At 70.3% G+C, this 21,933-nt stretch carries 25 protein-coding genes and 1 pseudogene; 5 read left to right on the plus strand and 21 right to left on the minus strand.

The features are described from left to right. Positions 1–1,800: hydroxysqualene dehydroxylase (locus ACZ4Z1_RS21315; RefSeq protein WP_468488167.1), on the plus strand; the 1,800-nt coding region annotated here is incomplete at its 5' end. Between the two features lie 10 nt (positions 1,801–1,810). Here the strand turns inward: ACZ4Z1_RS21315 and ACZ4Z1_RS21320 are convergent. Further along, positions 1,811–3,079, minus strand: coding sequence for an RNA polymerase sigma factor (locus tag ACZ4Z1_RS21320; RefSeq protein ID WP_468488168.1), 1,269 nt, complete (start codon positions 3,077–3,079; stop codon positions 1,811–1,813). A gap of 42 nt (positions 3,080–3,121) precedes the next feature. Further along, positions 3,122–3,482, minus strand: a pseudogene (locus ACZ4Z1_RS21325) (YciI family protein). Positions 3,483–3,678: 196 nt separating this feature from the next. Between ACZ4Z1_RS21325 and ACZ4Z1_RS21330 the strand changes: the two are divergent. Then, entirely contained in the window at positions 3,679–4,503 is an 825-nt protein-coding gene (locus tag ACZ4Z1_RS21330) for a helix-turn-helix domain-containing protein (protein WP_468488169.1), read from the plus strand. A 31-nt stretch (positions 4,504–4,534) separates the two neighbouring features. Here the strand turns inward: ACZ4Z1_RS21330 and ACZ4Z1_RS21335 are convergent, their stop codons facing one another. The 7 genes from ACZ4Z1_RS21335 to ACZ4Z1_RS21365 form a co-directional block, all read right to left on the minus strand. Continuing rightward, positions 4,535–4,936 carry a nuclear transport factor 2 family protein gene (locus ACZ4Z1_RS21335; protein WP_468488170.1) on the minus strand — a complete coding sequence of 134 codons (402 nt, stop codon included), beginning with the start codon at positions 4,934–4,936 and terminating at the stop codon, positions 4,535–4,537. 252 nt (positions 4,937–5,188) lie between these two features. Beyond that, on the minus strand, positions 5,189–6,403 hold the full coding sequence (locus ACZ4Z1_RS21340) for a site-specific integrase (protein ID WP_468488171.1): 1,215 nt from the start codon (positions 6,401–6,403) through the stop codon (positions 5,189–5,191). A 68-nt stretch (positions 6,404–6,471) separates the two neighbouring features. Continuing rightward, complete coding sequence (locus ACZ4Z1_RS21345; RefSeq protein ID WP_468488172.1) at positions 6,472–6,684, minus strand: excisionase family DNA-binding protein; 213 nt, start codon at positions 6,682–6,684, stop codon at positions 6,472–6,474. Positions 6,685–7,035: 351 nt separating this feature from the next. Next, the gene (locus ACZ4Z1_RS21350; RefSeq protein WP_468488173.1) at positions 7,036–8,580 is read right to left on the minus strand and encodes a YfjI family protein; all 1,545 of its coding nucleotides are present in this window, start codon (positions 8,578–8,580) and stop codon (positions 7,036–7,038) included. Next, positions 8,577–8,975 (minus strand): hypothetical protein, encoded by a 399-nt coding sequence (locus ACZ4Z1_RS21355; RefSeq protein ID WP_468488174.1) that lies wholly within the window; start codon positions 8,973–8,975, stop codon positions 8,577–8,579. The genes ACZ4Z1_RS21350 and ACZ4Z1_RS21355 overlap by 4 nt, the downstream gene beginning before the upstream one ends. A gap of 26 nt (positions 8,976–9,001) precedes the next feature. Next, positions 9,002–9,928 carry a bifunctional DNA primase/polymerase gene (locus tag ACZ4Z1_RS21360; RefSeq protein WP_468488175.1) on the minus strand — a complete coding sequence of 309 codons (927 nt, stop codon included), beginning with the start codon at positions 9,926–9,928 and terminating at the stop codon, positions 9,002–9,004. Beyond that, positions 9,925–10,209, minus strand: a complete 285-nt coding sequence (locus ACZ4Z1_RS21365; RefSeq protein WP_468488176.1) for a hypothetical protein — start codon at positions 10,207–10,209, stop codon at positions 9,925–9,927. The genes ACZ4Z1_RS21360 and ACZ4Z1_RS21365 overlap by 4 nt, the downstream gene beginning before the upstream one ends. Before the next feature lie 149 nt (positions 10,210–10,358). Here ACZ4Z1_RS21365 and ACZ4Z1_RS21370 point away from each other — a divergent pair, with 149 nt between their 5' ends. After that, positions 10,359–11,372, plus strand: a complete 1,014-nt coding sequence (locus ACZ4Z1_RS21370; RefSeq protein ID WP_468488177.1) for an SRA domain-containing endonuclease — start codon at positions 10,359–10,361, stop codon at positions 11,370–11,372. Between the two features lie 181 nt (positions 11,373–11,553). Continuing rightward, complete coding sequence (locus tag ACZ4Z1_RS21375; RefSeq protein WP_468488178.1) at positions 11,554–12,114, plus strand: hypothetical protein; 561 nt, start codon at positions 11,554–11,556, stop codon at positions 12,112–12,114. Positions 12,115–12,142: 28 nt separating this feature from the next. Here ACZ4Z1_RS21375 and ACZ4Z1_RS21380 read toward each other — a convergent pair whose 3' ends face one another. The 4 genes from ACZ4Z1_RS21380 to ACZ4Z1_RS21395 all read right to left on the minus strand — a co-directional run bounded on the left by ACZ4Z1_RS21380 (position 12,143) and on the right by ACZ4Z1_RS21395 (position 15,113). Beyond that, positions 12,143–13,267, minus strand: a complete 1,125-nt coding sequence (locus tag ACZ4Z1_RS21380; RefSeq protein WP_468488179.1) for a macro domain-containing protein — start codon at positions 13,265–13,267, stop codon at positions 12,143–12,145. Then, a complete protein-coding gene (locus ACZ4Z1_RS21385) occupies positions 13,248–13,796 on the minus strand; it encodes a DUF4433 domain-containing protein (RefSeq protein WP_468488180.1) in 549 nt (182 codons plus the stop codon). The genes ACZ4Z1_RS21380 and ACZ4Z1_RS21385 overlap by 20 nt, the downstream gene beginning before the upstream one ends. A 355-nt stretch (positions 13,797–14,151) precedes the next feature. Beyond that, positions 14,152–14,550: a hypothetical protein gene (locus tag ACZ4Z1_RS21390; protein WP_468488181.1), complete on the minus strand. Its 399-nt coding sequence runs from the start codon at positions 14,548–14,550 to the stop codon at positions 14,152–14,154. Next, on the minus strand, positions 14,547–15,113 hold the full coding sequence (locus tag ACZ4Z1_RS21395; protein ID WP_468488182.1) for a hypothetical protein: 567 nt from the start codon (positions 15,111–15,113) through the stop codon (positions 14,547–14,549). Before ACZ4Z1_RS21395 ends, ACZ4Z1_RS21390 begins: the two co-directional genes overlap by 4 nt. 76 nt (positions 15,114–15,189) lie before the next feature. On the opposite strand from ACZ4Z1_RS21395, the gene ACZ4Z1_RS21400 reads away from it, so the two are divergent. Then, positions 15,190–15,471 (plus strand): hypothetical protein, encoded by a 282-nt coding sequence (locus ACZ4Z1_RS21400; RefSeq protein ID WP_468488183.1) that lies wholly within the window; start codon positions 15,190–15,192, stop codon positions 15,469–15,471. Here the strand turns inward: ACZ4Z1_RS21400 and ACZ4Z1_RS21405 are convergent. From ACZ4Z1_RS21405 to ACZ4Z1_RS21440, 8 genes are all read right to left on the minus strand, one after another. Continuing rightward, entirely contained in the window at positions 15,468–16,058 is a 591-nt protein-coding gene (locus ACZ4Z1_RS21405; protein WP_468488184.1) for a hypothetical protein, read from the minus strand. The two genes, ACZ4Z1_RS21400 and ACZ4Z1_RS21405, sit on opposite strands and share 4 nt — an antisense overlap. Positions 16,059–16,071: 13 nt before the next feature. Continuing rightward, a complete protein-coding gene (locus tag ACZ4Z1_RS21410; protein WP_468488185.1) occupies positions 16,072–16,257 on the minus strand; it encodes a hypothetical protein in 186 nt (61 codons plus the stop codon). Between the two features lie 19 nt (positions 16,258–16,276). Then, entirely contained in the window at positions 16,277–16,528 is a 252-nt protein-coding gene (locus ACZ4Z1_RS21415) for a hypothetical protein (protein WP_468488186.1), read from the minus strand. Positions 16,529–16,667: 139 nt separating this feature from the next. Continuing rightward, entirely contained in the window at positions 16,668–18,878 is a 2,211-nt protein-coding gene (locus tag ACZ4Z1_RS21420) for a cell division protein FtsK (protein ID WP_468488187.1), read from the minus strand. A gap of 85 nt (positions 18,879–18,963) precedes the next feature. Further along, positions 18,964–19,146 carry a hypothetical protein gene (locus tag ACZ4Z1_RS21425; protein ID WP_468488188.1) on the minus strand — a complete coding sequence of 61 codons (183 nt, stop codon included), beginning with the start codon at positions 19,144–19,146 and terminating at the stop codon, positions 18,964–18,966. A 318-nt stretch (positions 19,147–19,464) separates the two neighbouring features. Beyond that, positions 19,465–19,878 (minus strand): hypothetical protein, encoded by a 414-nt coding sequence (locus tag ACZ4Z1_RS21430; RefSeq protein ID WP_468488189.1) that lies wholly within the window; start codon positions 19,876–19,878, stop codon positions 19,465–19,467. Between the two features lie 41 nt (positions 19,879–19,919). After that, positions 19,920–20,243, minus strand: coding sequence for a hypothetical protein (locus ACZ4Z1_RS21435; protein ID WP_468488190.1), 324 nt, complete (start codon positions 20,241–20,243; stop codon positions 19,920–19,922). Further along, on the minus strand, positions 20,240–21,913 hold the full coding sequence (locus ACZ4Z1_RS21440; RefSeq protein ID WP_468488191.1) for a hypothetical protein: 1,674 nt from the start codon (positions 21,911–21,913) through the stop codon (positions 20,240–20,242). The genes ACZ4Z1_RS21435 and ACZ4Z1_RS21440 overlap by 4 nt, the downstream gene beginning before the upstream one ends. Positions 21,914–21,933: the final 20 nt, after the last annotated feature.

Here is a 21,933-nt window from a genome sequence, read left to right on the forward strand (position 1 = left end):
CACACAACCGGTGGCGGACAGCCCTGGCGGGTGTTCTGGGGCGGGGCGGCGGTGGTGGGCGGCGCTCTCGCCTGGGGGGCTGGCGGCGCGGCGGCAGCCGCGCCCGCGCCCGCCGCCGCGCGGCGCCGTGCCGCGGGCCGGACCGTGGCCGTCCTCGGCGGCGGTGTGGCCGGGCTGACCGCCGCGCACGAACTGGCCGAACGCGGCTTCCAGGTCACCGTCTACGAGCGCAAGCCCAAAGGTCTCGGCGGCAAGGCCCGCAGCATGGACGTGCCGGGCAGCGCGCGCGGCGGACGCAGGCCGCTGCCCGGCGAACACGGCTTCCGCTTCATCCCCGGCATCTACCACAACCTGCCGGACACCCTGCGCCGCATCCCGTTCCCCGGCAACGCCAACGGCTGCCACGACAACCTCGTCGCCTCCACCGAGGTGATGTTCGCCCGCACCGGCGGCCGTGAGGACATCCGTATCCCGTTCTCCGCCGTGGGTACTCCCCCGCCCGTGCTGACGCCCGACGCGTTCCTGCGCATGCTGACCGGGCTGCTGGAGACCGCCACCCGACTGCCCGTCCATGAGATCGCGTACTTCGCCAACCGGCTGCTGGTCTTCCTGACCAGCTGCGACCGGCGCCGCCTGGACGTCTGGGAGCACACGCCGTGGTGGCGCTACGTGCGGGCCGCGTCGATGTCCGCGGACTACCAGCGGCTGCTGGCCGTCGGCCTGACCCGCAACATCGTCGCGACCAAGGCGGAGATCGCCTCCACCCGGACCGTCGCGACCTGCGCCGAGGCGTTCGTCTTCAACCTGCTGGGCCGGGGCGCGGACGGGCAGCCCGACCGGGTGCTGAACCTGCCCACCAACGAGGCGTGGATCGACCCGTGGGTGACGCACCTGCGGTCGCTGGGCGTGCGGTTCCGGGTCGGGTGGGCCGTACGCGACCTGCGGTTGTCCGGCGGCCGGATCGCGGAGGCGGTCGTCACCGACCCGCAGGGCGCGCGGCAGCCGGTCGTCGCCGACCACTTCGTGCAGGCGATGCCGGTCGAGCACGCCCGTACGACCTGGAACGCCGCCGTACGGGCCGCCGACCCGCAGCTCGCGCGCTGCGACAAGCTCGCGACGGACTGGATGACGGGCATCCAGTTCTATCTGACCGAGCCGACGCCGATCATCCACGGGCACATCAACCACATCGACTCGCCGTGGTCGCTGACCGCGGTCGGCCAGGCGCAGTACTGGAAGGGCCGGAACTTCCCGGCGGACTATGGCGACGGGCTGGCCGCCGACTGCCTGTCGGTGGACATCTCGGAGTGGGACCAGCCGGGCATCCTGTACGGCAAGACGGCCAAGCAGTGCACGCGCGAAGAGGTCGCACGGGAGGTCTGGGCGCAGATGAAGGCCGGGCTCAACGACACCGGCACGGCCGTACTGCGCGACGCGACGCTGCACTCGTGGTTCCTGGACCCGGCCGTCGACGGGCTCGGCACGCCGCAGCCCACCAACGACGAGCAGCTGCTGATCCACCCCACCGGCTCCTGGCTGAACCGGCCCACGTCCCGTACGGCGATCCCCAACCTCTTCCTCGCCGGGGACTACGTGGCCGTCGACATCGACCTGGCGACGATGGAGGGAGCCAACGCCTCCGCTCGGCAGGCCGTGAACGCGCTGCTGGACGCGGCCGGTTCCGCCGCCGAGCGGTGCGCGGTGATCCCGCTGTACCGCGCGCCGGAGTTCGCGGCGCTCAGGCGGCACGACGAGACACGGCACCGGCTCGGGCTGCGCAACGCCTTCGACCTGGGGTGATGCTGGGGCGTCAAGTCCCCGGCCGTACGGGACGGCCGGCCGGGGAACCGGAGCGGGCCGCCTTCTCCAGGAGCAGTTCCCGCTCCCGTACGTTACGGGCCAGAGCCGCCGCCCGCTGGAACTCCTCGCGGGCCTCGGCCGCCCGGCCCACGCGCTCCAGCAGATCGCCCCGGACGCTCGGCAGCAGGTGGTAGTCCTTCAGGGCAGGGTCGGCGGCCAGGGAGTCCACCAGTTTCAGGGCGGCGTCGGGGCCTTCGGCCATCGAGACGGCGACCGCCCGGTTCAACTCGACGACCGGGGACGGCGCCTGGGCGAGGAGCCGGTCGTAGAGGGTGGCGATGGCGGCCCAGTCCGTGTCCTCGTAACGGGGGGCCACCGCGTGGTGCGCGGCGATCGCGGCCTGCAGCGAGTACGGGCCGTGCCCGGCGCGGTGCAGGGCGTCGACGCCGCGGCGGACCAGCATCCGGTTCCACTGGGCGCGGTTCTGGTCGGCGAGCAGCACCGGTTCGCCGTCGGGCCCCGTGCGGGCGGGGATGCGCGACGCCTGGAACTCCAGCAGCGCTGCCAGGCCGTGCACTTCGGGCTCGTCCGGCATCAGGTTCGCCAGGACGCGGACGAGGCGCAGCGCGTCCTCGCACAGCGCCGGGCGCACCAGGTCGTCACCGGCCGTCGCGGCGTACCCCTCGTTGAAGATGAGGTAGATGACTTCCAGGACGGAGAAGAGGCGGGCCGACCGCTCGGTGCCGTACGGGACTTCGAAGGGAATCCGGGCCTCGGCGAGCACCCGTTTGGCACGCACGATCCTCTGCGCCACGGTCGGCTCGGCGACGAGGAAGGCCCTGGCTGTTTCCGTTGTCGTCAGCCCGCCCAGGAGCCGCAGGGTGAGCGCGATGCGGGCCGGCGCCGCCAGCACGGGATGGCAGGCGGTGAAGATCAGCCGCAGCAGATCGTCGTCGATGCCGTCGGCGTCCGCCGGTTCGGGCGGCGGTACGTCCTCCAAGGCCCGTCCGGCCTCGGCCAGTTTGCGCGCGTACGTCTCCTTGCGGCGTACGAGATCGATGGCGCGGCGCTTGGCGATGGCCATGAGCCAGGCGCCCGGGTTGTCCGGCACGCCCGACTCCGGCCACTGTTCCAACGCGGCGACCAGGGCGTCCTGCGCGAGTTCCTCGGCGATGCCCACGTCCCGCACGATGCGGGTGACACCGGCGATGATCCGCGCGGACTCGATCCTGAACACCGTCTCGACCGCGTGGGCCGTGCTTGCTGCCGTCACGGCCACCCATCAGAGCAGCCGGGCGAAGGGGCGGCAAGCACGGCCGGGTCAGCAGCCCTCGACGATCTCGCGGACCTCGGCGGTGACGGTCCAGTGCTCCTCGTGGGTGCGCAGGAACCGGCTCGCCCACTCCATGGCCTCGGCCTTGTCCTTGGCCTGGACGATGGAGTAACCGCCGATGACCTCCTTGGTCTCGGTGAACGGGCCGTCGGTCGAGGTGAGCTTGCCGCCGGACCAGGTGACCCGGGTGCCCTCCGACGTGGGGGGTGAGCCCGGCGTTGTCCAGCATGACCCCGGCCTGGGTGACCTCCTTCAGCAGCGCACGCATGCGCTCCTGGAGTTCGGGGCTGGGGCCGCCCTCGGGGACGTCGTTCTCGTCGATGCGGACCAGCGTCAGGAAGCGCGGCACGGTGACTCCTCGGTCGTACGGGCAGGGTCTCTCCCCGCCTCTCACCCCTGCGTCGAACGGGGTACCACCGGATCGACAGACCCGCCGAATTTTTCTCGGAGAATTTTTTTCGGCGGTGCCGCGCGGGGGCTCGGGGAGGGCTGGAGGGGATCGCAGCCTATCCGTACAGACGTACGGAATCGGTTACGGTTCGGCCATGACGACTGCTGCGGTCTCCTCGAAGACGGCGTCCGACCCGACGACGGGCGTGGGTGCGCTGCTGCGCGAGTGGCGGGTCCGGCGCCGCGTCAGCCAGCTCGATCTGGCCCTGCGCGCCGACTCCTCCGCCCGGCACATCAGCTTCATCGAGACCGGCCGGGCCCGGCCCAGCCAGGAGATGGTGCTGCGGCTGGCCGAGCACCTCGACGTACCCGTGCGGGAACGCAACGCGCTGCTGATCGCGGCCGGCTACGCGCCCGGTTTTCCGGAAACCCCGTTGGACGACCCGTCGATGGACGCGCTGCGGACCGGTATGGAACGGCTGCTGACGGGCTACGAGCCGTTCCCCGCCCTGGTCGTCGACGCCACGTACCACGTCGTCGCCGCGAACCGGGGCATCCAGGCGCTGATGGCGGGCGTCGGCGAGAAGCTGCTGCAACCGCCGCTGAACGCCATGCGCATTACCCTCCACCCCGACGGACTCGCCCCGCGCATCCGCAACTTCCTGGAGTGGCGGGAGCACCTGCTCGCCCAGATGCAGCGGCAGTTGGCGGTCCTGCGCTCCGCGCCGCTGCGCGCGGTCCACGAGGAGGTGAGCGGCTACCCGCTGCCCGAAGGCGGGCGGGAGACGGCCGCGGGCGGCGGGCACGCGCCGTACGCGCTGCCGATGGTGATCGAACACGACGGCCGGGTGCTGTCGTTCATCTCCACGATCGCCACCTTCAACACCCCGATGGACGTGACCGTCTCCGAACTCGCCCTGGAGACCTTCCTCCCGGCGGACCCGGAGACGGCCGAACACCTGCGGACGTGGCTGCCGTAGCGCCCGCACCCCCGTAGCGGGCGGCGCCGGCTCACACGGCCGGTACGCGGTCCAGAAAACCGGCGACCGAGCGGATGCGGCCGTCCGCCGCGAGGGTGGCGACGTCAAACCCGGCGACCGGGGCCGAACCGTCCGGAGCCACCAGTTCCCAGCCGAACCGCACCAGGTCGTGATGCCCGTCCGGGGTGCCCAGCGGCCGGAACTCGAAGCCGGGGAACTGCGCGTGGACCGCGGCGATGACGGCCGCGAGCTGGTCGTGCCCCGTGGTGTCGGCGAGCGGGTCGGTGTAGGTGGCGTCCTCGGTGAAGGCCGCCGCGACGGCTCCGGCCGTACCGTCCCCCGCCGCGTTCCACGCCGCGAGGTACCGGGCGACCGCGTCGGTGTAGCGCTCCGGGCCCGTCTGCTCGGTCTGGGTCTGCTCGGTCTGCGTCATGTCCGGACTCCTCATGTCTCGTCGCGTAGCGCGGGCCGCGGGTCGCCACGGCCCTCGGTGGGGCCGGTTCGCGGGCCGGAGTGCGCCGGCCCGTGAACCGGTGCCTCAAAGATGCCGGGGCGCGGGGAACGGGTCGATTACGCGGCAGGTAATGGCGCTCACGTTGACTTACGAAACACCTGCGCAGGTCACGCGGCCCACATGCCCTGTTGTGGCTTCGGGAGGGAGCCAAACAGGGAGCCAGTCCCCGTGTTACGTGTCGGTAGGCGACCCTCGCACCACATCGTCGTCTGGCGTGAAGATGGCATCCATCGCTTCTGCCCCACCCGCGATGACAGGGCGGATCTGCTTACGGTAGACCCGCTCAGTAGTGGCGGTCCCGCTGTGCCCGACCAGCTGAGCGATAGTTTCGATCGGCACACCGACGGCCGACAAGAGCGAGACGAAGCTGGTCCGAAGTTCGCGCGTGGTCCACTTCTCGACCTCGTTAAATTCAACTTCGGGGTGTTCAAGTGCGGCCTGCTTCAAGAGAGATCGCAAGTTCTTCCGAACATTCGTTGAACTTCTCCGCTCCCCCGTGGGACCAGGGAAAACCAAACTTTCCCGACTCCACTCGATCCCCGCCTTGCGGTATGCCTCCTGTTGGCTCTTCCGGTACGCAGCCATCACAGCGGCGGCCTGCTGAGGCATTACGAGTGACCGTCGACTCAACCGTGTCTTAGTCTCGCCTCTTCGCCGCACTGATCGCCATACATCCACGTGAGGCCGTTCATCTTCGCTCACCTCTGTATGGATATGCGACCAGTTCAGCGCTCGCTCTTCCTCGGTTCGCACGCCAGCGAGCAACGCCAGGACCACATAGGCATGAATCCAGCTTCCTTGCCTGGTAGATAGCAGCGCTTGCGCCTGCTCCAGGTTCAGGGATTTGCTGGGCCTACCAATCTGCCCCTCCGGCAAGTCTGCGAAGTCAGCCACGTTCACACCGACTCGGCCTCGGCGCTGTGCGTGACTGATCGAACGACGAAGAATCCAGCGAATCCTTTTGAGGGACTCACGCGACAGGGCCTTAGCCTTCGCTTCCAACCAGTCATCCACGTCGTCCGCCTGAAGGTGCCGCAGCTTCGCTCTCCCCAGATCGGGAATCACGTGGTTCTTCGCGAGGCTACTGTAAGCCTTGACGCTGGACTCATCTCGCCCCTTCAAACCTCGTTGGAGCCAATCGTTTACGGCCTGCTCCACCGTATACGTGGCAGACGTCTTGACTCCATCCTCAAGCTCACGACGCTTCTCCCTGAGTTTCTGGCGAACTTCCCCTTTGGTTGCGCCAGAGACCTTGGGTCGCAGGCGCTTACCGGCTGGCGTGTAACCTAGCGAAACAGCGCCGACGTACCGATTTTTTGATTTATCCCAGTAGATCGAATCTTCTCCGTGGCCAGCCCTGCGAGCGCGCTTCGGGGACTCGGTCATGCGGTGATCTCCAAACCATCGGGCCGCGCCTTCGGGCGCGGCCCGATTGATGCGTACGAGAGGAAGGTTTAGGCGGCGGCTTCGGCCTCGCCCTTCAGCAGTTCGACGTATTGCGCGATGTACTCAGGCGGGATGAGCCGACGGCGGCGAATGCGAACTGTTTGGAGGCGCCCACGGCGAATCTCCTCGTAGACCAGCGAGCGGCCGATGCCCAAGGCCATCGCCGCTTCTTCCGGTCGGTACAGAACCCGCTCGGCGGGAAAGGTAAGCGTGACGCTCATCCGGGGATACCGCCCCGGAGCGTGGCGGTGGCGGGGGGTGCGACCATGCGTCTGTCTCCTTCGGGTGCCAGAAACCCCGGTTGCGGTGACAGAACCCCGAGAACCTCCCGTGCGGGCCGCTGACCTGCGGGTTCGCGGGTTTGATCTCTGGTGACAAAACCTCAAAAAACTGTGACAGAACCTCAAGGGCGGGGGTTCTGTCACCGGGCTCGGCAGGGCCTGCCCGCGGCGGCGGGGGGTTCTGTCGAAGTTTCCGGAGGTTTTGTCACCGGCGCGATCAAGCCCGTTTGTGCAGGTCAGAGGCTTGTGTCGGGGGTTTTCGGGGTTCTGTCACCGGGTCGGGGGTTTTCGTCAGGCGGCCGGGGGCGGGGTGAGGCAGGGGTGGGTGTCGTAGCGGGGGGAGGGCGGCCGGCCACCGCGGCCGGAGCGCGGCGGCGGGGCCTGCCGGCGCACCCACCCGTGGTCCTCCAGGAGGTCCAGGGCGGGGTCGAGGTCGGCGATGGCCTTGAAGGTGCCTTTGGGCAGGCCGCGGAACAGCTCACGTCGGGTGAAGCCGGTCAGCCGGGCGTCACGCAGGTACGCCAGGACGGTGTGGGCGGCGTCGCGGTCCGGGCTGGCGCCCATGGCGTCGAACACGTCAAGGGCGTGCGCGGTGAAGTAGTCGCCCAACTGGGTAGCCGCGGCCAGGGCGGGGGCGCCGACGGGGCGGCGCCACCCGTCTTCGGGGTGCGCGGCCAGGTGCAGCAGTCCGGCGATGCGGGCCACCGCCCCGTCACGCTTGGACGCCCATTTGACGATGGGCGCCAGGCTGCCGCCCTTGCCGAGACGGGACTCGGTGACCCGCTGATAGGCCAGCATCACCGCGTCCGCCTCCTCGGTGAGGGTCAGGACGGCGGGGTCGGTCCAGTCGGCCAGCGCCAGGGTCAGTCCGGCCACGTGCCGGGCGTATGCGGCCGCGGTCTCGTCGGGGATGAGGTCGGGGGTGAGGTTGCGGCGGCCGACCAGGGATTCGGGTTTGGCGTACAGGTAGCGGGCCAGCAGGCCGCGGCCGTCGGCGCCCTTGATGGTGCCGATGGATCCGAGTACCTCGGGCTGGACGGCCAGGCCCATGGTCACGGCGGGATGCTCGATGTGCTGCGCGTCGCGGCCCTGGCGGTTGACGCGCACCATGTCCCCGGCGTGACCCTTGAGGAAGATTTCCATGTTGGGGGTGCCGGAGTAGCGGCCGGCGATGATGTCGAAGATGCCGCCCTCCGGGGACAGGACGGAGATGCGTCCGCCCTGCTCCGCCAGCAGGGTGGCCGCGCTCTCCGGGGTCACGTCGTCCGCCACCAGCTGAGGTTTGGCCGGGGCGTGGACTTCGTCGGCGGCTTGGGCCAGTTCGATGGCCTCGGCTGTCAGCTTGGCGCGCTGCTCCGGGTCGGCGGACGCCGCTTTGGCCATGGCCTTGTCGGCGGCGGCCTTGGCGAGCCGGGCGGAGGTTTCGGCCTCCGCCCGTACGGGGCCGGAGAGTTCGACCAGTTCGCGTTCCGCGGCGAGCAGCGGGGCGGTCATCAGGGCGAACACGGCGGACTTGCGGTTGCCGGGGTCCAGGGCCACGGCGGTGTAGATGTTGAGAGGTTCGCGCCAGTGGCCGCGTACGCTCACGGTGACGCGTCCTCCGGCGGCGGTGGCGATGACGGCCAGAGCCAGGCAGCCGGCCAGGTCCAGGGGGGTCTGGGTCTCCTCGGCAACGGCTGCCACCATGGCGGCCAGCCACTTCGGCAGGGCCTCGACAGGGAAAGGCGGCAGGTCGCGGCGGGCAGTCAGGGGCACCGGTTCGTCCCAGACGGGCCCGGCGATGTCCTCGACCTCTGCGGTCTCGAAGCCTGCCCACAGGTCATCAGGGGCGGTCATGCGGCTTTCCTTCCTCGGGCCCATCGCTCGGTGTCCTCGCGGTGCCGCCTCAGCAGCGCCGCCGTTTCGGGCGGCACGCAGGGGCAGGCCGTCTCCCGGTGCTCGGCCCATTCGGCGACCAGGTGCGCGACGGCCGCGCGGCCGGTGGCGGCGCGCTCAAAGCCGCCACAGCGGCAGCGGGCCACGGCCGACGGGGAGTCGTTCCAGGACGGCGGGGCGGTGATGTGCAGCCCGAAGAGCGGGGGATTCTCCGGGCTGCTCGGAGCGGTCGGGTGCGGGTCAGGGCGACAAGCTGGAAGGACGCCCTGACGGGCGGCGCCCTTCGGCGCGCCACGGCCGGCAGGGGCCGGGGCCGTCCTGGCGAGGCCGGGACCGGTGGCGGTTTGAGTGGGCATTTCAGTGCGGGGGGAGGGAGTGGGGGTCATGCCGTCTCCCGGGGCCGGGCGGTGCGGATCGACCAGTTCAGAGCGCTGCGCAGCGTCGAGCGGCACTGGTGCGGCGGCAGCCCGGTGGACTCCGCCGCCGCCTGAAATGCCTCTTCGACCACGTGCCGAGGGATGTCGCCCCACGCCACGAAGCGCCCCAACTTGCGGGCGCTGGTGAACAGGGCCGCTTCCCGGCCGCCCTCCTGCGCCGCCGCCACGGCCGCCGCCTCACGTTCGAGGGCGACCTGGGCACAGCGGGCACCGCCGCGCGGCACCACGACCGGCACGGGCGCCCTCACGGGCCGCTGTGGGGGCGCGAGGGCGTCCAGGAGCCACCCGGGCAGCGGCGCCACCGGCACGTCGTCCAGCGCCTCGTAGGCGCCCGCCGCTGTGGTGCTGCCCGCGCCGACGACGTAGCCGCCCCATACGCGGGTGTCGACCAGCGGGGCGAGGGTGCCCGCCGTGTTGCCCAGCCGCACCCCGTCCGGGGCGGTGAAGTACTGGTGCATGCCGCCGCTCGCGGTCCGCACCCGGTAGGTGTCGGGGACGGGCTGTCCGGCGCGCTCGCAGAGCGCCGCAAAGGTCGTCGCGCAGTCCGGCGCGTCCCTCATGCCCTTGTCCTTGTTCTTGGGCATGTCGAGGTCCACGACGACCAGCCCGGACGGGCCGGTGGCGATGCCGACGTTGTACGGGGCGTGGGCCCACGCGCGTTCGATGCGCTCCGGGTCGGTGGTGGCGCGCTGCTCCCACTTGCGGTGCCCGCCGGCGCACTCGCCGGTGCGGGGGCACTGGGCTTCGCCGTGCAGCGCCGGGCGCTTGTCACCGGGCCGCAGCGGGTGCACGTGCCAGCCGCGATCAGCGGCGGCCAGCGCTGCGGCAAGCAGAGCCACCTGCGGGAGATCAACGGTCAGGCGTTCGCTCATGCCGCGACCCTCCCGTCCATCGTGGCCAGGTGAGCAAAGCCGGTGCAGGTGATGCGCACGGGATCGGTGTGACCATTGCCTACGTCGACATAGCCGGCGGTGTCGAGCGGATGAAAGGTGCGGTCGGCCACCACGTAGGGGGTGCCGTTCAGGCGCCATCGGCCGCACGGTGCGGACACGAACACCACACCGTCGCCGGCGTCGCGTCGGGCAATCTCGCGCAGCAGTCGAAGCGCGGCCGGCTTGAGGAACACTCGCGGGGCGGGGGCAGGTTGCGTCATGCTGGAGACCTCCGGTGCGATTGACGCTCTGTTGAGTTGTGCTGGGAGGAGAGGGCGGCCCCGACTTCATTGGCGTGAGAGGGGGCCGCCCTTGCTGTGCCCGTAGTCGGACACGAGGGGTTGTCAGTGGGGGCGGATAGATTCGCCGCATGACGACTTTTGACATGGCGCCGGGCCTGGTGACCACGCGCGATGCGAACGCAGCGACCTACGGCTGCGGAAAGTTCCAGGGGATCGAGCCGGCGGATGAGGCCGGTTTGGTGTTCGTGTACTCCGACCCGTCCGCGGGCGCGGAGTACGGCTACACCTTCGATGGCCGCGCCGAAGATGATGAGTTCGGGCCGCTGTACCTGTACACCGGCGCCGGCGCCACGGGGGACCAGAAGCCGTCCGGCCGCAACAGCTCTCTGCTGAGGCACGTCGAAAAGGGCCGTGAACTGCACCTGTTCGTCGCGCACGGCACGGTGCCGGACGGTGAGGCGATGCAGCAGCGCTACATCGGACAGATGGTAGTGGACCCGATCAAGCCGTATGACGTGCGGCGCGGGCCCGGCAAGGACGGCGCGATGCGCGATGTGCTGGTCTTTCGCCTGCGGCCGGCGGAGGGAACGACGCCGGCATGGACGGACGCCGATTGGCTGCCGGCCGCCGCCACCTCGGAGCACGAGGTCACCGAACCCACGGTAGAGGTGCCCGAGCCCGTGGCCGTGCCGCAGCACAGCGGCACGACGGTCAAGGGCACCGAGCAGCACAGCACCGCGGAGACGACCGCGGACATCACCGTCGGACAGCGCAAGGTCCTGCGCCGCGAGGGCGAGTTGGTCACGGCGTTCGTGGCGCACCTGACCGCCGCGGGACACCAGACGCACAGCTTCCAGATCACCGTAGCGGGCGAGCCGGGCGCCCTGACGCCGGATGTGTACGACGCGACGGACCACGTGCTGTACGAGGCCAAGGGACTGACGACCCGGGCCAACGTTCGTATGGCCATCGGGCAACTCCTCGACTATCGCCGGCATGTCCCCGGTTGTGAGACGCTGCGCGTTGCTGTGCTGCTGCCCACCGCACCCACGCCCGACGTACAGCTGCTGCTGGCAGAGGAGGGGATCGGACTGGTCTACCAGGACGAGCACGGGGGATTCGTTGGCTGGCCCCTCCCCTGAACTGCCCGCAGCGGCAGTGCGCGAGGGCTCGCATGTCTAACAGGGCGGCCCCACCTCATCAGCATGAGGGGGCCGCCCTCGCCTTCATGGGTCAGGTGGCAGGCAGCGGGCGAGCAACGAACACGGCGACAATGGCGATGCCCAGCGTTTCGGCGCCGACAAGAGGCAAAGGAGCGAGGTTATGTACGACTGCGAGGGCTGTGGCCGGTCCAGCCGGGGACTGTTCTTCGATTCCGGGACCGGCGAAGCGAAGTGGCGGTGCTGGCGCTGCCAGAGTGCCGACCAGAAGGAACTGGTCAGCTCTCTGGACGACCGGTCCCGGGATGTCCTCCGCCGCGACGCCGACGGCGTGCTCTGGCCCTACGGCCCGAACATCTACGTCCAGATGCGCGTGGATCTGCTGGACTGGGCGGACCGGCACGGCCTCAAGGTCGGCGACACGGGGTGTTCGTCCGGGCTCCATTGGCTCGACAAGGGGCGCTGCGCCAAGCGGGAATGCCAGGTTAGGCCGTGGTTCTACGACCACACCACCATGTGGCTCTCCCGGGCCACCGGCGAGCCCGCTCTGGTTTTCAACCAGCCATACGAGGAAGTCGACCCAGCGGAGGTACGGGAGTTCATCAGCGAATACCCGATCCTCAGGGCCGAGATCAGCCCAGAGACTTGGTACGGAGCGGACACCACCGGCGTCTACATCTGGAACGACAACAACCGCCGTGCGGCTGCCGGGCCGCCCCGTTAACCAGCCGACAAGGGGCGGCTGGTTAACATTAGACGGAGAAAATTTCTTCTAGATACTCTCGAATGCTTTCGTCGGCTCGAACTCGAATCCAATGTCGAGTGGCCAGGCTGACGAGCGCCCCGGGAATGCCCTCTTGGCGAAGGGGCAACTTCGTTTTGAGCCCCCACGCTTCAGCGGCGCGTAGTACGTCCCTGGCCTTTGGCGCAGTGCCGTACTCCCTTTCCAGCTCTACGGCGCAGTAGTGCACCATCGCGGCCGTTTCGGCTTGTCCGGCGTCAAACCTGGCCATGAGGTCGACGGTCGACTCGATAGCCTGATCCCACTTCTCAAGATGCTTGGCATACTTCGTGCGGGCAGCGTTGAACGTCTCGCCTGCCCGCACCTCGCGCCTGTTGCCGTTTTGCACTTCACGGATAACTCCATTGTTCCGCAGGCGGGTGATCGCGGGATTGATCCGGGGATCGTGGGGGCGGGAACCGGAACGCTCGAAGTCCAGTCCGGTTGCGACGCCGGCCACGGTCGCGAAGTACGTGATGGTGGGGAGCATCGCCGGGAGTACGGGCCAGGTGTAGGGCTGGCCGTTCAGCCTGTCGAGGACTTCCACGACGGCGACCTGCCAGGGAGTCACCTGCGACAGGGGGCGGCCTGGAGGCTGTTCCCACAAGCTCATCTGCTCGGGCCCACTTTCTTCCGCGCCGAAGGGCGCGTACAGCTCTACCGGAATGTCGATTCGCCGGACGCGGTCCACGATCACCTGGCTGACAAGAGACCAGTCCAGTTGCCCGTTTCCGCACCCCAGCGGGGGAACGGCGATGCCTGTCAGCCCCCACCGGCGCCAGTTTCGCACCAGGTATTCCAGCCCGGCAGCGATGTCCCCGATTTTACTGACGCTACGCCAGTGCCCCTTCGTGGGGAAGTTGATGACAACGTGGCCGTCGACCGGGTAGGGGTACGGCTCGCCGATCTTTACGAGCCCCGAGCGGCAGCGGCGCACGTAGTCGGCGTGCATCGCCGGGTACTGCCGCTTGAAGACCGCGGCGATTCCTTTGCCCATCACGCCAGCCGTGTTGACGGGATTCACGAGGCCGTGCATCGGGGACCTCAGCAGGTCGCCTTGCACGATGCGCACTTTGCTATCTAAGAAGGTAGACATCCCTGTTTACCTCCACCCTCCACTGTGACTGGCAAGCGGCGTATGTTTTATCGCGGTCCTCGGGCGTTAGAGTGTAGCAGCCGAAGATGAATTCAGGTGCTATTTTGTTCGGCACCAGCAGTTCGGCGCAGCGCTGCCGCTTTCGTTCCGCCTGCTCAAAGGGGTCATCGCAGACCCAGGAGCGCGCAAAAACAGACGGGGTGTCAAGGTTCTCCAGTCCCTCGGGTGACGCGAAAAAGCGCGCGTGGGACGAAGCGGCATTCCCGTCCGTTATGACGGCCCCGGCAATATCGAGCACCTTCGCGGTGAAGCGCAGAACGACGATGCCTCGTTCTTCGTCGTGCATCAGTTTCGACATCATGGGGTTGCGTGCATTGAAGTAGAGATTCGCGTACGAGTGCAGAAGCCCCCCGTTGGGGACACTTCTCCCTTTCCTTTTGTCTTGAGCGCTCTCAAGAGCCACAGAGCGATGCGGCAACCTCTCGGCCCACAGGTGACTCAACAGCCCCAGCTTCGCGATGGATGCCACATTCTCCTTGGGCGTTATGCAGTGCAATTCAGCAACACGGCTCCGTAGCATCGTCACCCCCCATACAGAAGATGACGATACGTGCGGCCAGCGTCCCGGTCGAGAGCGCGAACCGAGGGTCATTTTCTGCTTTGCGCCCTTGACGACCCTGTTTGCTTCGGTGCTGACCAAACGGCCGGGCATAGCCGCCCACTCGTGTCCACGATTGATCGGGTCGCCGTCGGGAAAGCCGGATCGCCGCTTTCCGGCGCACGGGAAAGCGACTTCGGCCCACTGGCGAAAAGAGGGCGGCCCGGACTTGGCCAAGGGGCCGCCCTCGTGTGTGCGAAGGTTCCGGGATTGCGCGGCGCCGTCGTCAGCGACGACCGCGGCGCGGGGGCGGGTGCCGGGGGCGGTGCCGCAGTTGCTCCGAGCGCAGGGCCACGTCTTCCAGGGCATGGGCCAGGTCGGTGGCGCGCGGGTGCGGGGCGCCGGTCTGCTGCTCGAAGTCGGCCACCAGCTCGGTCACGAGCCGGTGCAGGTGAGCGATGCACGGTTCGTGGAGCGGGTCGGCGGAGACCTCGGTGTATCCGGAATGGGCCGGGACTCCCGTCACCGTGATGCGCTCACCGTGGCGATCGGCCGCCCGTTGGCCGGTGTCCGGGTCCTGCACCGCCGCCGTCAGCTCGGCCACCCACTGCTTGACCTCTTTGTCGAAGTGGTCGACACGCTCTTGCCAGTGGCGGCCGTCCGGGCCGCGCAACATCCGGTTCACGGCGCCTCCGGCGCGGGCTGGTCAGCGGTCGCCAGTTCCCGCCGGTGCCAGGTGGCGTATTCCTGGCGGATGTAGCCGCGCGGGTCGCGGGCGGCGTCCAGGGTCTGCGGCGGGACGGTGCCCGCGCTGTGGCTGTCACCGAGGCCGTTGCGGTCCAGGGCGAGCAGGTAGCGGGCGGCGTCGGTGGCGACTTCGGCGGGGTCGCTGAAGATGCTGGTGTCGTCCTCCAGCAGCGCGATGCGGTCCAGGACGGTGGCCTTGCGCAGGTAGAACACACGGTCGGCCGGGCCGTGGCGGTGCAGCGCGGCCATGGCGGCTTCGGCGACCCAGGCCAGCTCGTCGGTGATGCCCGGGGCGGCGGCGTAGGCGGCGTCCGGGGACGGCCACAGGGCGGCCGGCTGCTCGGTGGGGCCGGGCCGGTGGTCGGCGGTGACGTAGAGCCGGTCCTTGCTCGGTGTGCGCGAGGGGTAGCGCCGTACGGCGCCGGTGCGGAAGGCGGCTTCCAGGGCGGCGGTCACGGACGCGGTGTCGTCGGCGTCGCAGATGACGCGGATCTCGAACACGGCTCTCCTTCGGCGGTGTGGCGGTCGGCGTCGGCGGGCATCAGGTGGGCCCGATGGCGCGTGAGAGGTGACAGGGATGAGACGGGAAGGCGCGGGGCCCCGGGGCGGGCGCCAGCAGCCGCTGGCGGCCGGGGTCGCGGTGGTGTTATTCGGCGGTTCGGTGCTGCTACTGCGGGACCTGGCCGGGGTGTGGGCGGCGTTCGCGGCCGTCGCCGTGCCCGCGGTGGCGCTGGTCGTCGCGGCCGAGGTCCGGGCCGCCCGTACGGCTCATCGGCGTGAGCGCCGGCGCCGGGAGGATCGGGTGTGGGAGCGGATCGTGTGGGAGGAGTGGGGTTTTCGTCCAGGCGGGCCGCGCTAGGTGCTCTTGCGCTGTTCAACCGTGGGCAGTTGGGGCAGGCCGCCGCAGTCCAGGGCGGTGGGGTCGTAGCCGGTCAGGGCGGAGCGCGCGGTGATGGCGTCGGCCAGGGCCGCGGCGTAGGCGGTGGTCTCGCGGGCTACCTCCAGGCGGGTGCGGCAGTCCATCGCGGCCAGGCGTTCGGTGTGTGCGTGGTCCTCACGCCGGATGGTCATGTGCCGTTCGAAGGCCAGAGTTTCGCGGCGGTCGGTGCGCCAGTAGCGGGCGGCGATGCCGTAGGCGGCGGCGGTGGCCACCGCCCACAGCAGCAGCGGCAGCGGCAGACCGTCGGCGTATCCGGCGACCCCGGCCAGGGCCAGGCCGCCGGAGGCGGCGAACGCCGTCCCGGCCAGCGCGCTGTCGCCGTGCCGGCCGGCGGCGGCCACGGTGCCGGCTGCGGCAGTGCCCAGCGTCAGGGCGCCCATCAGGACGGCGCTTCCGGCGCTGTGTTCGGCGCCGTTGGCGTTCCAGAGGCGGGCCAGGATCAGCACGGTGGACGTGGCGACGGCGGGAGCCGCTTTGCGGGCGGCGGTGCCCAGGTCGGGGGTCATGTCCGGCTCCTTGTCAGGTGCCGATGGCGCCGACGACGGCGGCCACGAACTCGTTGATGGTGGTGCGGGCGCCGGAGCTGGCCAGGTAGAAGCCGAAGCCGATCGCGACCAGCGCGGCGCCGAAGCCCAGCGCCTTGAAGCGGATCAGCAGGGCCAGGACGACGCCGAACAGCAGGATCAGCGGAATGGTGATGACCACAGTTGGTGTTCCCTTCCGGTCAGCGGGTGCCGGCGCGGTGGATGCGGGCGGCGCGGTTGTAGAGCCAGCGGCCGAGGCGGATGCGTTTGCCGTGGCCGTCGCAGCGGCGGCAGTGCCGGCCGCGCTTGAGCTTGCCGCGGCGGTCGGTCTTGAGCTGGAAGCCGAATCCGCGGCACTTGCGGCAGTTGCCGAACGGCGAGACGCTGCACAGCGCCGCGTAACACAGCGTGACGGCGAGCCAGGTGGTTATAGCGAGCAGGGCAGGGGTCATCACGGGCCCTTCCAGGCGGTTTTCGGGGTTTTCGCAGGTGGCTCGCTAGTCGCTAGCGAGCTGATCAGGTGCGGTTTGAGTTGCTAGCGAGGTTGCTAGGTCTAGCGATGCCGGTTGCTAGACCTAGCGATCTCTGTTGCTACTTCGCGGCCTGATTTGTGTCGCGCTGGGTAATCGCTTCGGTGATGTGCTGCCGCTCGATGCCGCGCCGGTTGGCGCCCTTGCCGTCGCCGGTGGTGCCCCATACCTGGCCGGTCTTGATGCCGTAGGCGCGCAGCGCGGTGGACAGCTGGTCGGCCTTGGCGCGGCCCTCCAGCGCGCCCCACGGCCCGTAGAGGTCCGGCTTGAGCGGGGCCATGCGGTCCACGAGGGTCTCCAGCCACACCTTGTCTTCGTCCGCTTCGATGACGTTCAGTACGTCGGTGAGCAGGTCGAATTCGGGCCCGTGGTTGGCGGGCTGCTGGCCGATGGCGTGGCCGGTGACGTTGCCGTAGCGCTCGCGCAGCTTGCGGGCGCGCGCCACGACCTTCTCCGCGGCGACGGCATCGACATAGGAACCGCAGACGATGCGGGGGTCGTCGCCTTCTCCGGCCATCCAGCAGATGCCCAGGTCGGAGCGGGAGAACATGGTGGCGCGGATGCCCGCCCTGTACATCGACTGTCCCAGCACCATGTCGTTGGCGAGCTGGGACATCACCTTCAGGCAGAACCGCAGTACCGCGTTGTCGGCGATGCCCTTGGGGAGGGACTTGGCGTCGGGGCGCTGCGTGCCGAACATGCCGATGATGCCCAGGGCCGGGCCGCGCTTGGTGATGTCCTCGCAGATGGCTTCGATCTCTTTGCCGTACTTCTCGTGCTCGAAGCCCTTTTGGCATTCGTCGTCGCCGATGACGATCGGGTGCAGTCCCAGCGACCGGTCGCTGGCCAGCTCCGGGGTCACCTTGTTCTCCGGGCAGCGGGATTTCGGCAGCCGCTTGATGACCTTCGCCCGACGCCGCAGCTCCGCCTGTACCTCCCGCAGGGCGTTGAGGACGTAGAGGATGTCTTCGTCTTCTTCGCCGGAGCGGTAGCGGTGGCACACCGGTTCCAGCGCGGCGAAGTCGCCGGTCCCCTTGAAGTCGAAGGCATGGATCTCGGCGCGCGGGTCCAGGGCGGCGATCAGCAGAAACAGCCGCATCAGGAACGTCTTGCCCATGCGGGGGATGGAGCCGATGACCACGGAGGCGAACATCAAGGTGACCGATACCCAGCGCATGCGCTGGTCGTTGCCGAAGACCACCGGGCGGAACAGGTCCACCTGCCCCTCCTTGGCCAGCGGCCAGGCGGGTTTCTTCGTCTCGTTCATGGGCCGGTCGCCCACCCACAGGACCAGGCGGCCCTCGTGTTCGGTCGGGTCGCCCGACGGCCACACGCAGCCGACCTTGCGGCGCAGCCCGGAGGCCAGCGCCTGGCGCTCTTCCATGATGTCCTCGGGCACCACGCCGTACGGCAGGTCCAGGTCAGCCCGGTAGCCCGGCCCGTCCCGGCAGATCTCGGAGGTGAAGCGCATCCCGTCCATGTCGCCCCCCTTCTTCAGGGCGGCGGTGATCTTGGCGTTGCCGATGGCGTTCAAAGCGCGCAGCACGATCGAGCTGGTGAGTTTTTGCACCTCGGTCTTGAGGACCGCCGGGCCGATGACGGGATGATCCTGCGGGGCCCCGAAGAATCCGGCGACCAGTACCGTGGCGCCGGCGAAGACCGACAGCCAGCCCGGCGCCATCACGTACAGGGTCAGGGCGAAGCCGACGCCGAAGACGATCGCCGCGCAGGCCGCCAGGACCCGCAGTCGCACGCGGCCGTCGCGCTGGCGGCAGAGCTTGAGGTATTCGCCGGTGTCCTCCTTCTTGACCGCGACCGCGCGCAGGGGCGCCCCTTCGGCATCCCAGACCCAGCGGTGCGTCTCGCGCACGAACCGGGCCGCCCCCCGCGGGGCGTTGAGGGTCAGCCGCAGGGTGTACCAGGGGGTGCGGATGCCGTGGAAGGCGGTGGCGTACCCGACGTTGGCCGCCGCGTGCTGAGCGGTGGCCACGAACGCCGGCTTCGAGCGCAGCCAGCCGGGGATGATGGGCCGGCGCTTCTCCAGTGTGACACCCGGCGGGGCCAGGTCCGGCGGATCGACCGGACGTGGCGCTGCCGGGCCTTCCGCCTGCTCTTCTGGCTGCGCAGCCGGCGGCTCGGGCGCGGTGGCCGGCGGAGCGGGGGCCGTCTCCTCAGCGGCCGCGGCGGTGGGGCGTTTGGTGGTGATGTCGAAGACCTGTGCACCGTCGCGCTCTGGCGGGGCGCCGGGCGCAGCGGTGGGGGTTTCCGTCACGATGGGCTCACTCCTCCTGGGAGTCGAGGGCCCGGCCGCGTGCTGTGGAAGGTGGGCGGCCGGGCCCGGCAGGGACGGTGTGGGGTCAGTCGCGGTACTGGCGCCAGCGCGGCAGGCGCTGTTCGGCGGCCACGACACGGTCGTTGGCGGCCACGGTGGCGTCTGACTGGTCACGGTCGCGGCGGCTGGCCTGCTTCAGCTCCGCCTTGGCGTCGCGGTACTCCGTGCGGTCCTCGCCGTTGCCCAGCAGCTTGTCGAGCAGTCCCATGGAATCTCCCTGATCCGGTGGGCCGGTCGCTCCGGCTCCCCTCACCGCCCGTATGAGACGGGCGGATCGGGCAGCAGGTCAGCGGTTCTTCCTGGACAGCAGGGCCACGGAGCAGGTCACGAGGGCCGCGAACAGCAGGCCCCCGCATCCTCCGCCGTGCATCTGCGCATGCGCCTCGCACTGCGAGCACGGGTCGTTGGCGGGCCCGAAGCCCAGCCAGTTGTCGCTATGGAGCCTGGCGTGCTCCTCACACGGAATGCATCGGTCGGCCACAGGATCACGTCCTTCCGGCACGGCGTCCGGGGCTGCAGGCAGCCGTCAGCCTTTGCCGTACAGGCACTCGACGCAGGCGCAGTCCTCACCCACGCAGTAGCAGATGCAGCAGCCATCGCCGCACGCGTCGTCTTCTTCGTAGCCGCTGGCCTGGACGGTCGGTGCACCGTCAGGGCCGAACGTGACGGTCATGGCGTCCGGCGAGGGCTCCAGCGGGGTGGTGCCGCGACAGGGCGGGCAGCGGTAGCCGGGCCCCTCGGGGGCCATGAACAGGTGCTCGTCGCAGAACCACTTGCCGCAGCCGTACTCGTCGCCGCCGGGCGTCAGCCCGCACAGGGCGTCCATCCCGCGCGAGACCGTCTCAGGGCAGCCCGGCCAGTCACACATGGCCTGGACGCCGTACCCGGCTTGGACCGTCACTCCGTCGCTGCGGGTGATCTCGTAGTGCGCATATCCCACGGGTTCCTCCTCGAATCTGAGCGGACCCACCGCCCGCCGGGTTACAGGCCGAACAGCTCGCCCTGGCCGTCGTCGGCGGTGCGGTGGGTGTGCTTGCGGGCGGCGGTCAGGCAGGCCGGGCACCACGCCCGCAGGAGCGCCGCGGGAAGGGCAGCGGCTTGCCGCTCGGGGGGAGCCGGGTCGGCGGGGGCGGCCATCAGCCGCACCGGCCCGCCGGCCTTGCCGGCGTAGCCGCCGTGCTCGCGCGGGCACCGGCCCTCGGTTTTCGTGTGCGGCTGGCCGCACTGGCCGGTGCACTGACAGCGCCGTCCGGCGGCCGTCATCACCGCGCGGAACGGGTCCGCGCACACGAGCGGGGCGCTCACGCTGCGGCCCCGTGCGGCGCGTGGTCGGGCCGCTGGTGCTCGGTGTGCGCGGCGGCGCGCGGCGGGCGCGCGGCAAGCTGCGCGGCGCGCGCGGCACGGAAGTCACGCAGCCAGTTCCGCGCGTTTCCGGCGTCCACCCCGAACCGGGCGGCCAGGTCCGCGGCCGTCGGCTCCTCCTGCCCCTGGGAGGCTTCCAGGGCGTGCAGGTAGTAGCGCCAGCCCGCCTCTTTGGCCTCTGAGCGGTAGGCGGGTCCGTCGCCGGACAGGGCCGCTTCGGGCGCCTGCGGGGCGAGCGCGGCCAGGTCGCCGCGCAGCCGGTCGCGGATCAGGGCGGCTTCCTGTACCTGCGTGGTGAGCTGCTGCAACGCCTCCTCGTACTCCCGGAGACGCCCCCGCTCGCCCTCGGTGCGGGCGGTCAGATCGTCCAGCAGCCGCCGCTGCTCCTCGGCCGCGGTACGGACCTCGGCCAGCGCCTGTTCGGCGTCGCGGCGGGTGCGGTCGGCTTCCTTCCGTGCGGCGTCCACGATGGCTTCCGCGCGCTGCCGCGCGGCGTCGAGGTCCCGCCGCGCGTCTGCCGCGCGCTGCCGCGCGGTCTCCGACTGCCCGGCGATGTCCTCCTGTTCTTCCAGCAGCTTGCGGCGCGCGTCTTGCACGCGTTCCAGCTCCTGCCGCGCGGCGTGCAGGCCGTCTTCCGCGCGCTGCCGCGCGGCTTCGGCTTCCTGCCGCGCGCTGTCCGCTTCCCGCGCGGCGGCCGTAGCGGTGATCCGGTCGGCGGCCGGGGTGACGGCCAGTGCTTCGAGCATCGCGACCACCTTCGGGGTGTCGGCGTAGTCGAGGCGGGCCACCTGGTCCGCGCGGGTCAGCGCGGCCAGACGGCGCGCCAGGGCCAGGCCCTGGCGCGGGTCGGTGGCCACGTCCGCCCGGTCCAGCGCGGCTTGGGCCCGGCGGCGCAGTCGTTCGGTACGCCGTTCGGCCCGCCGCTGTCTCCGCGGCGTACTGGTCACCGCGGACGCCGGGGCTTGAAGGGCCAGGCGCAGCCGGTAGACGCGCAGCGCCGCCCGCTGCGCCCCCGCTGCGCGGGCAATCGCCGACGAGGACGACCGGGCGTCCAGCCCGAGCAGGGCGAACAGCGAAGCCCAGGCGTGCTGCCACAGCAGGGCCAGCAGCCGGGCCGGGCCCGGCCGCGCATCGTCGTCCTCATCCGCCCGGACGGCGTGCAGCTTGCTGCGCAGTTGCAGTTCGATCAGCCAGGCGGCCAGCCCGGGTACCGCGGCCAGCACCGGCCGGGCCCACCAGTTCGGCGCATGCACGGCGTTCATGGCCGCGGAGAAGCCGACCAGGGTCCAGGCGGTGCGGTGCATCAGCCGCAGTTCCCGCGTCCACCCGATGGCCGGGTCGGCTGCGCGGTAGAGCATGACCAGCAGCGTCATCTCCGCCGCGTCGAACACGCAGATGAACGCCACGGCGAGCGGGACGGGCAGGTGCACGGTCTCGGTGGCGAAGCCCCACAGCCCGTGCACGCTGACCGCCACGCCCCCGAGGGCCACGACGGCCTGCGGGCCGATGCCGGCCAGCCACACCGACCGGCGCAGCCGCCACACCAGCAGCGTGACCGTACCGAGCACGGTCACGGCCAGCGGCAGCACCGTCCACGGCGCCTGGCCGGCCATGGCCGGCCAGGATGCGAACA

The organism is Streptomyces sp. NPDC030165, assembly GCF_055573595.1.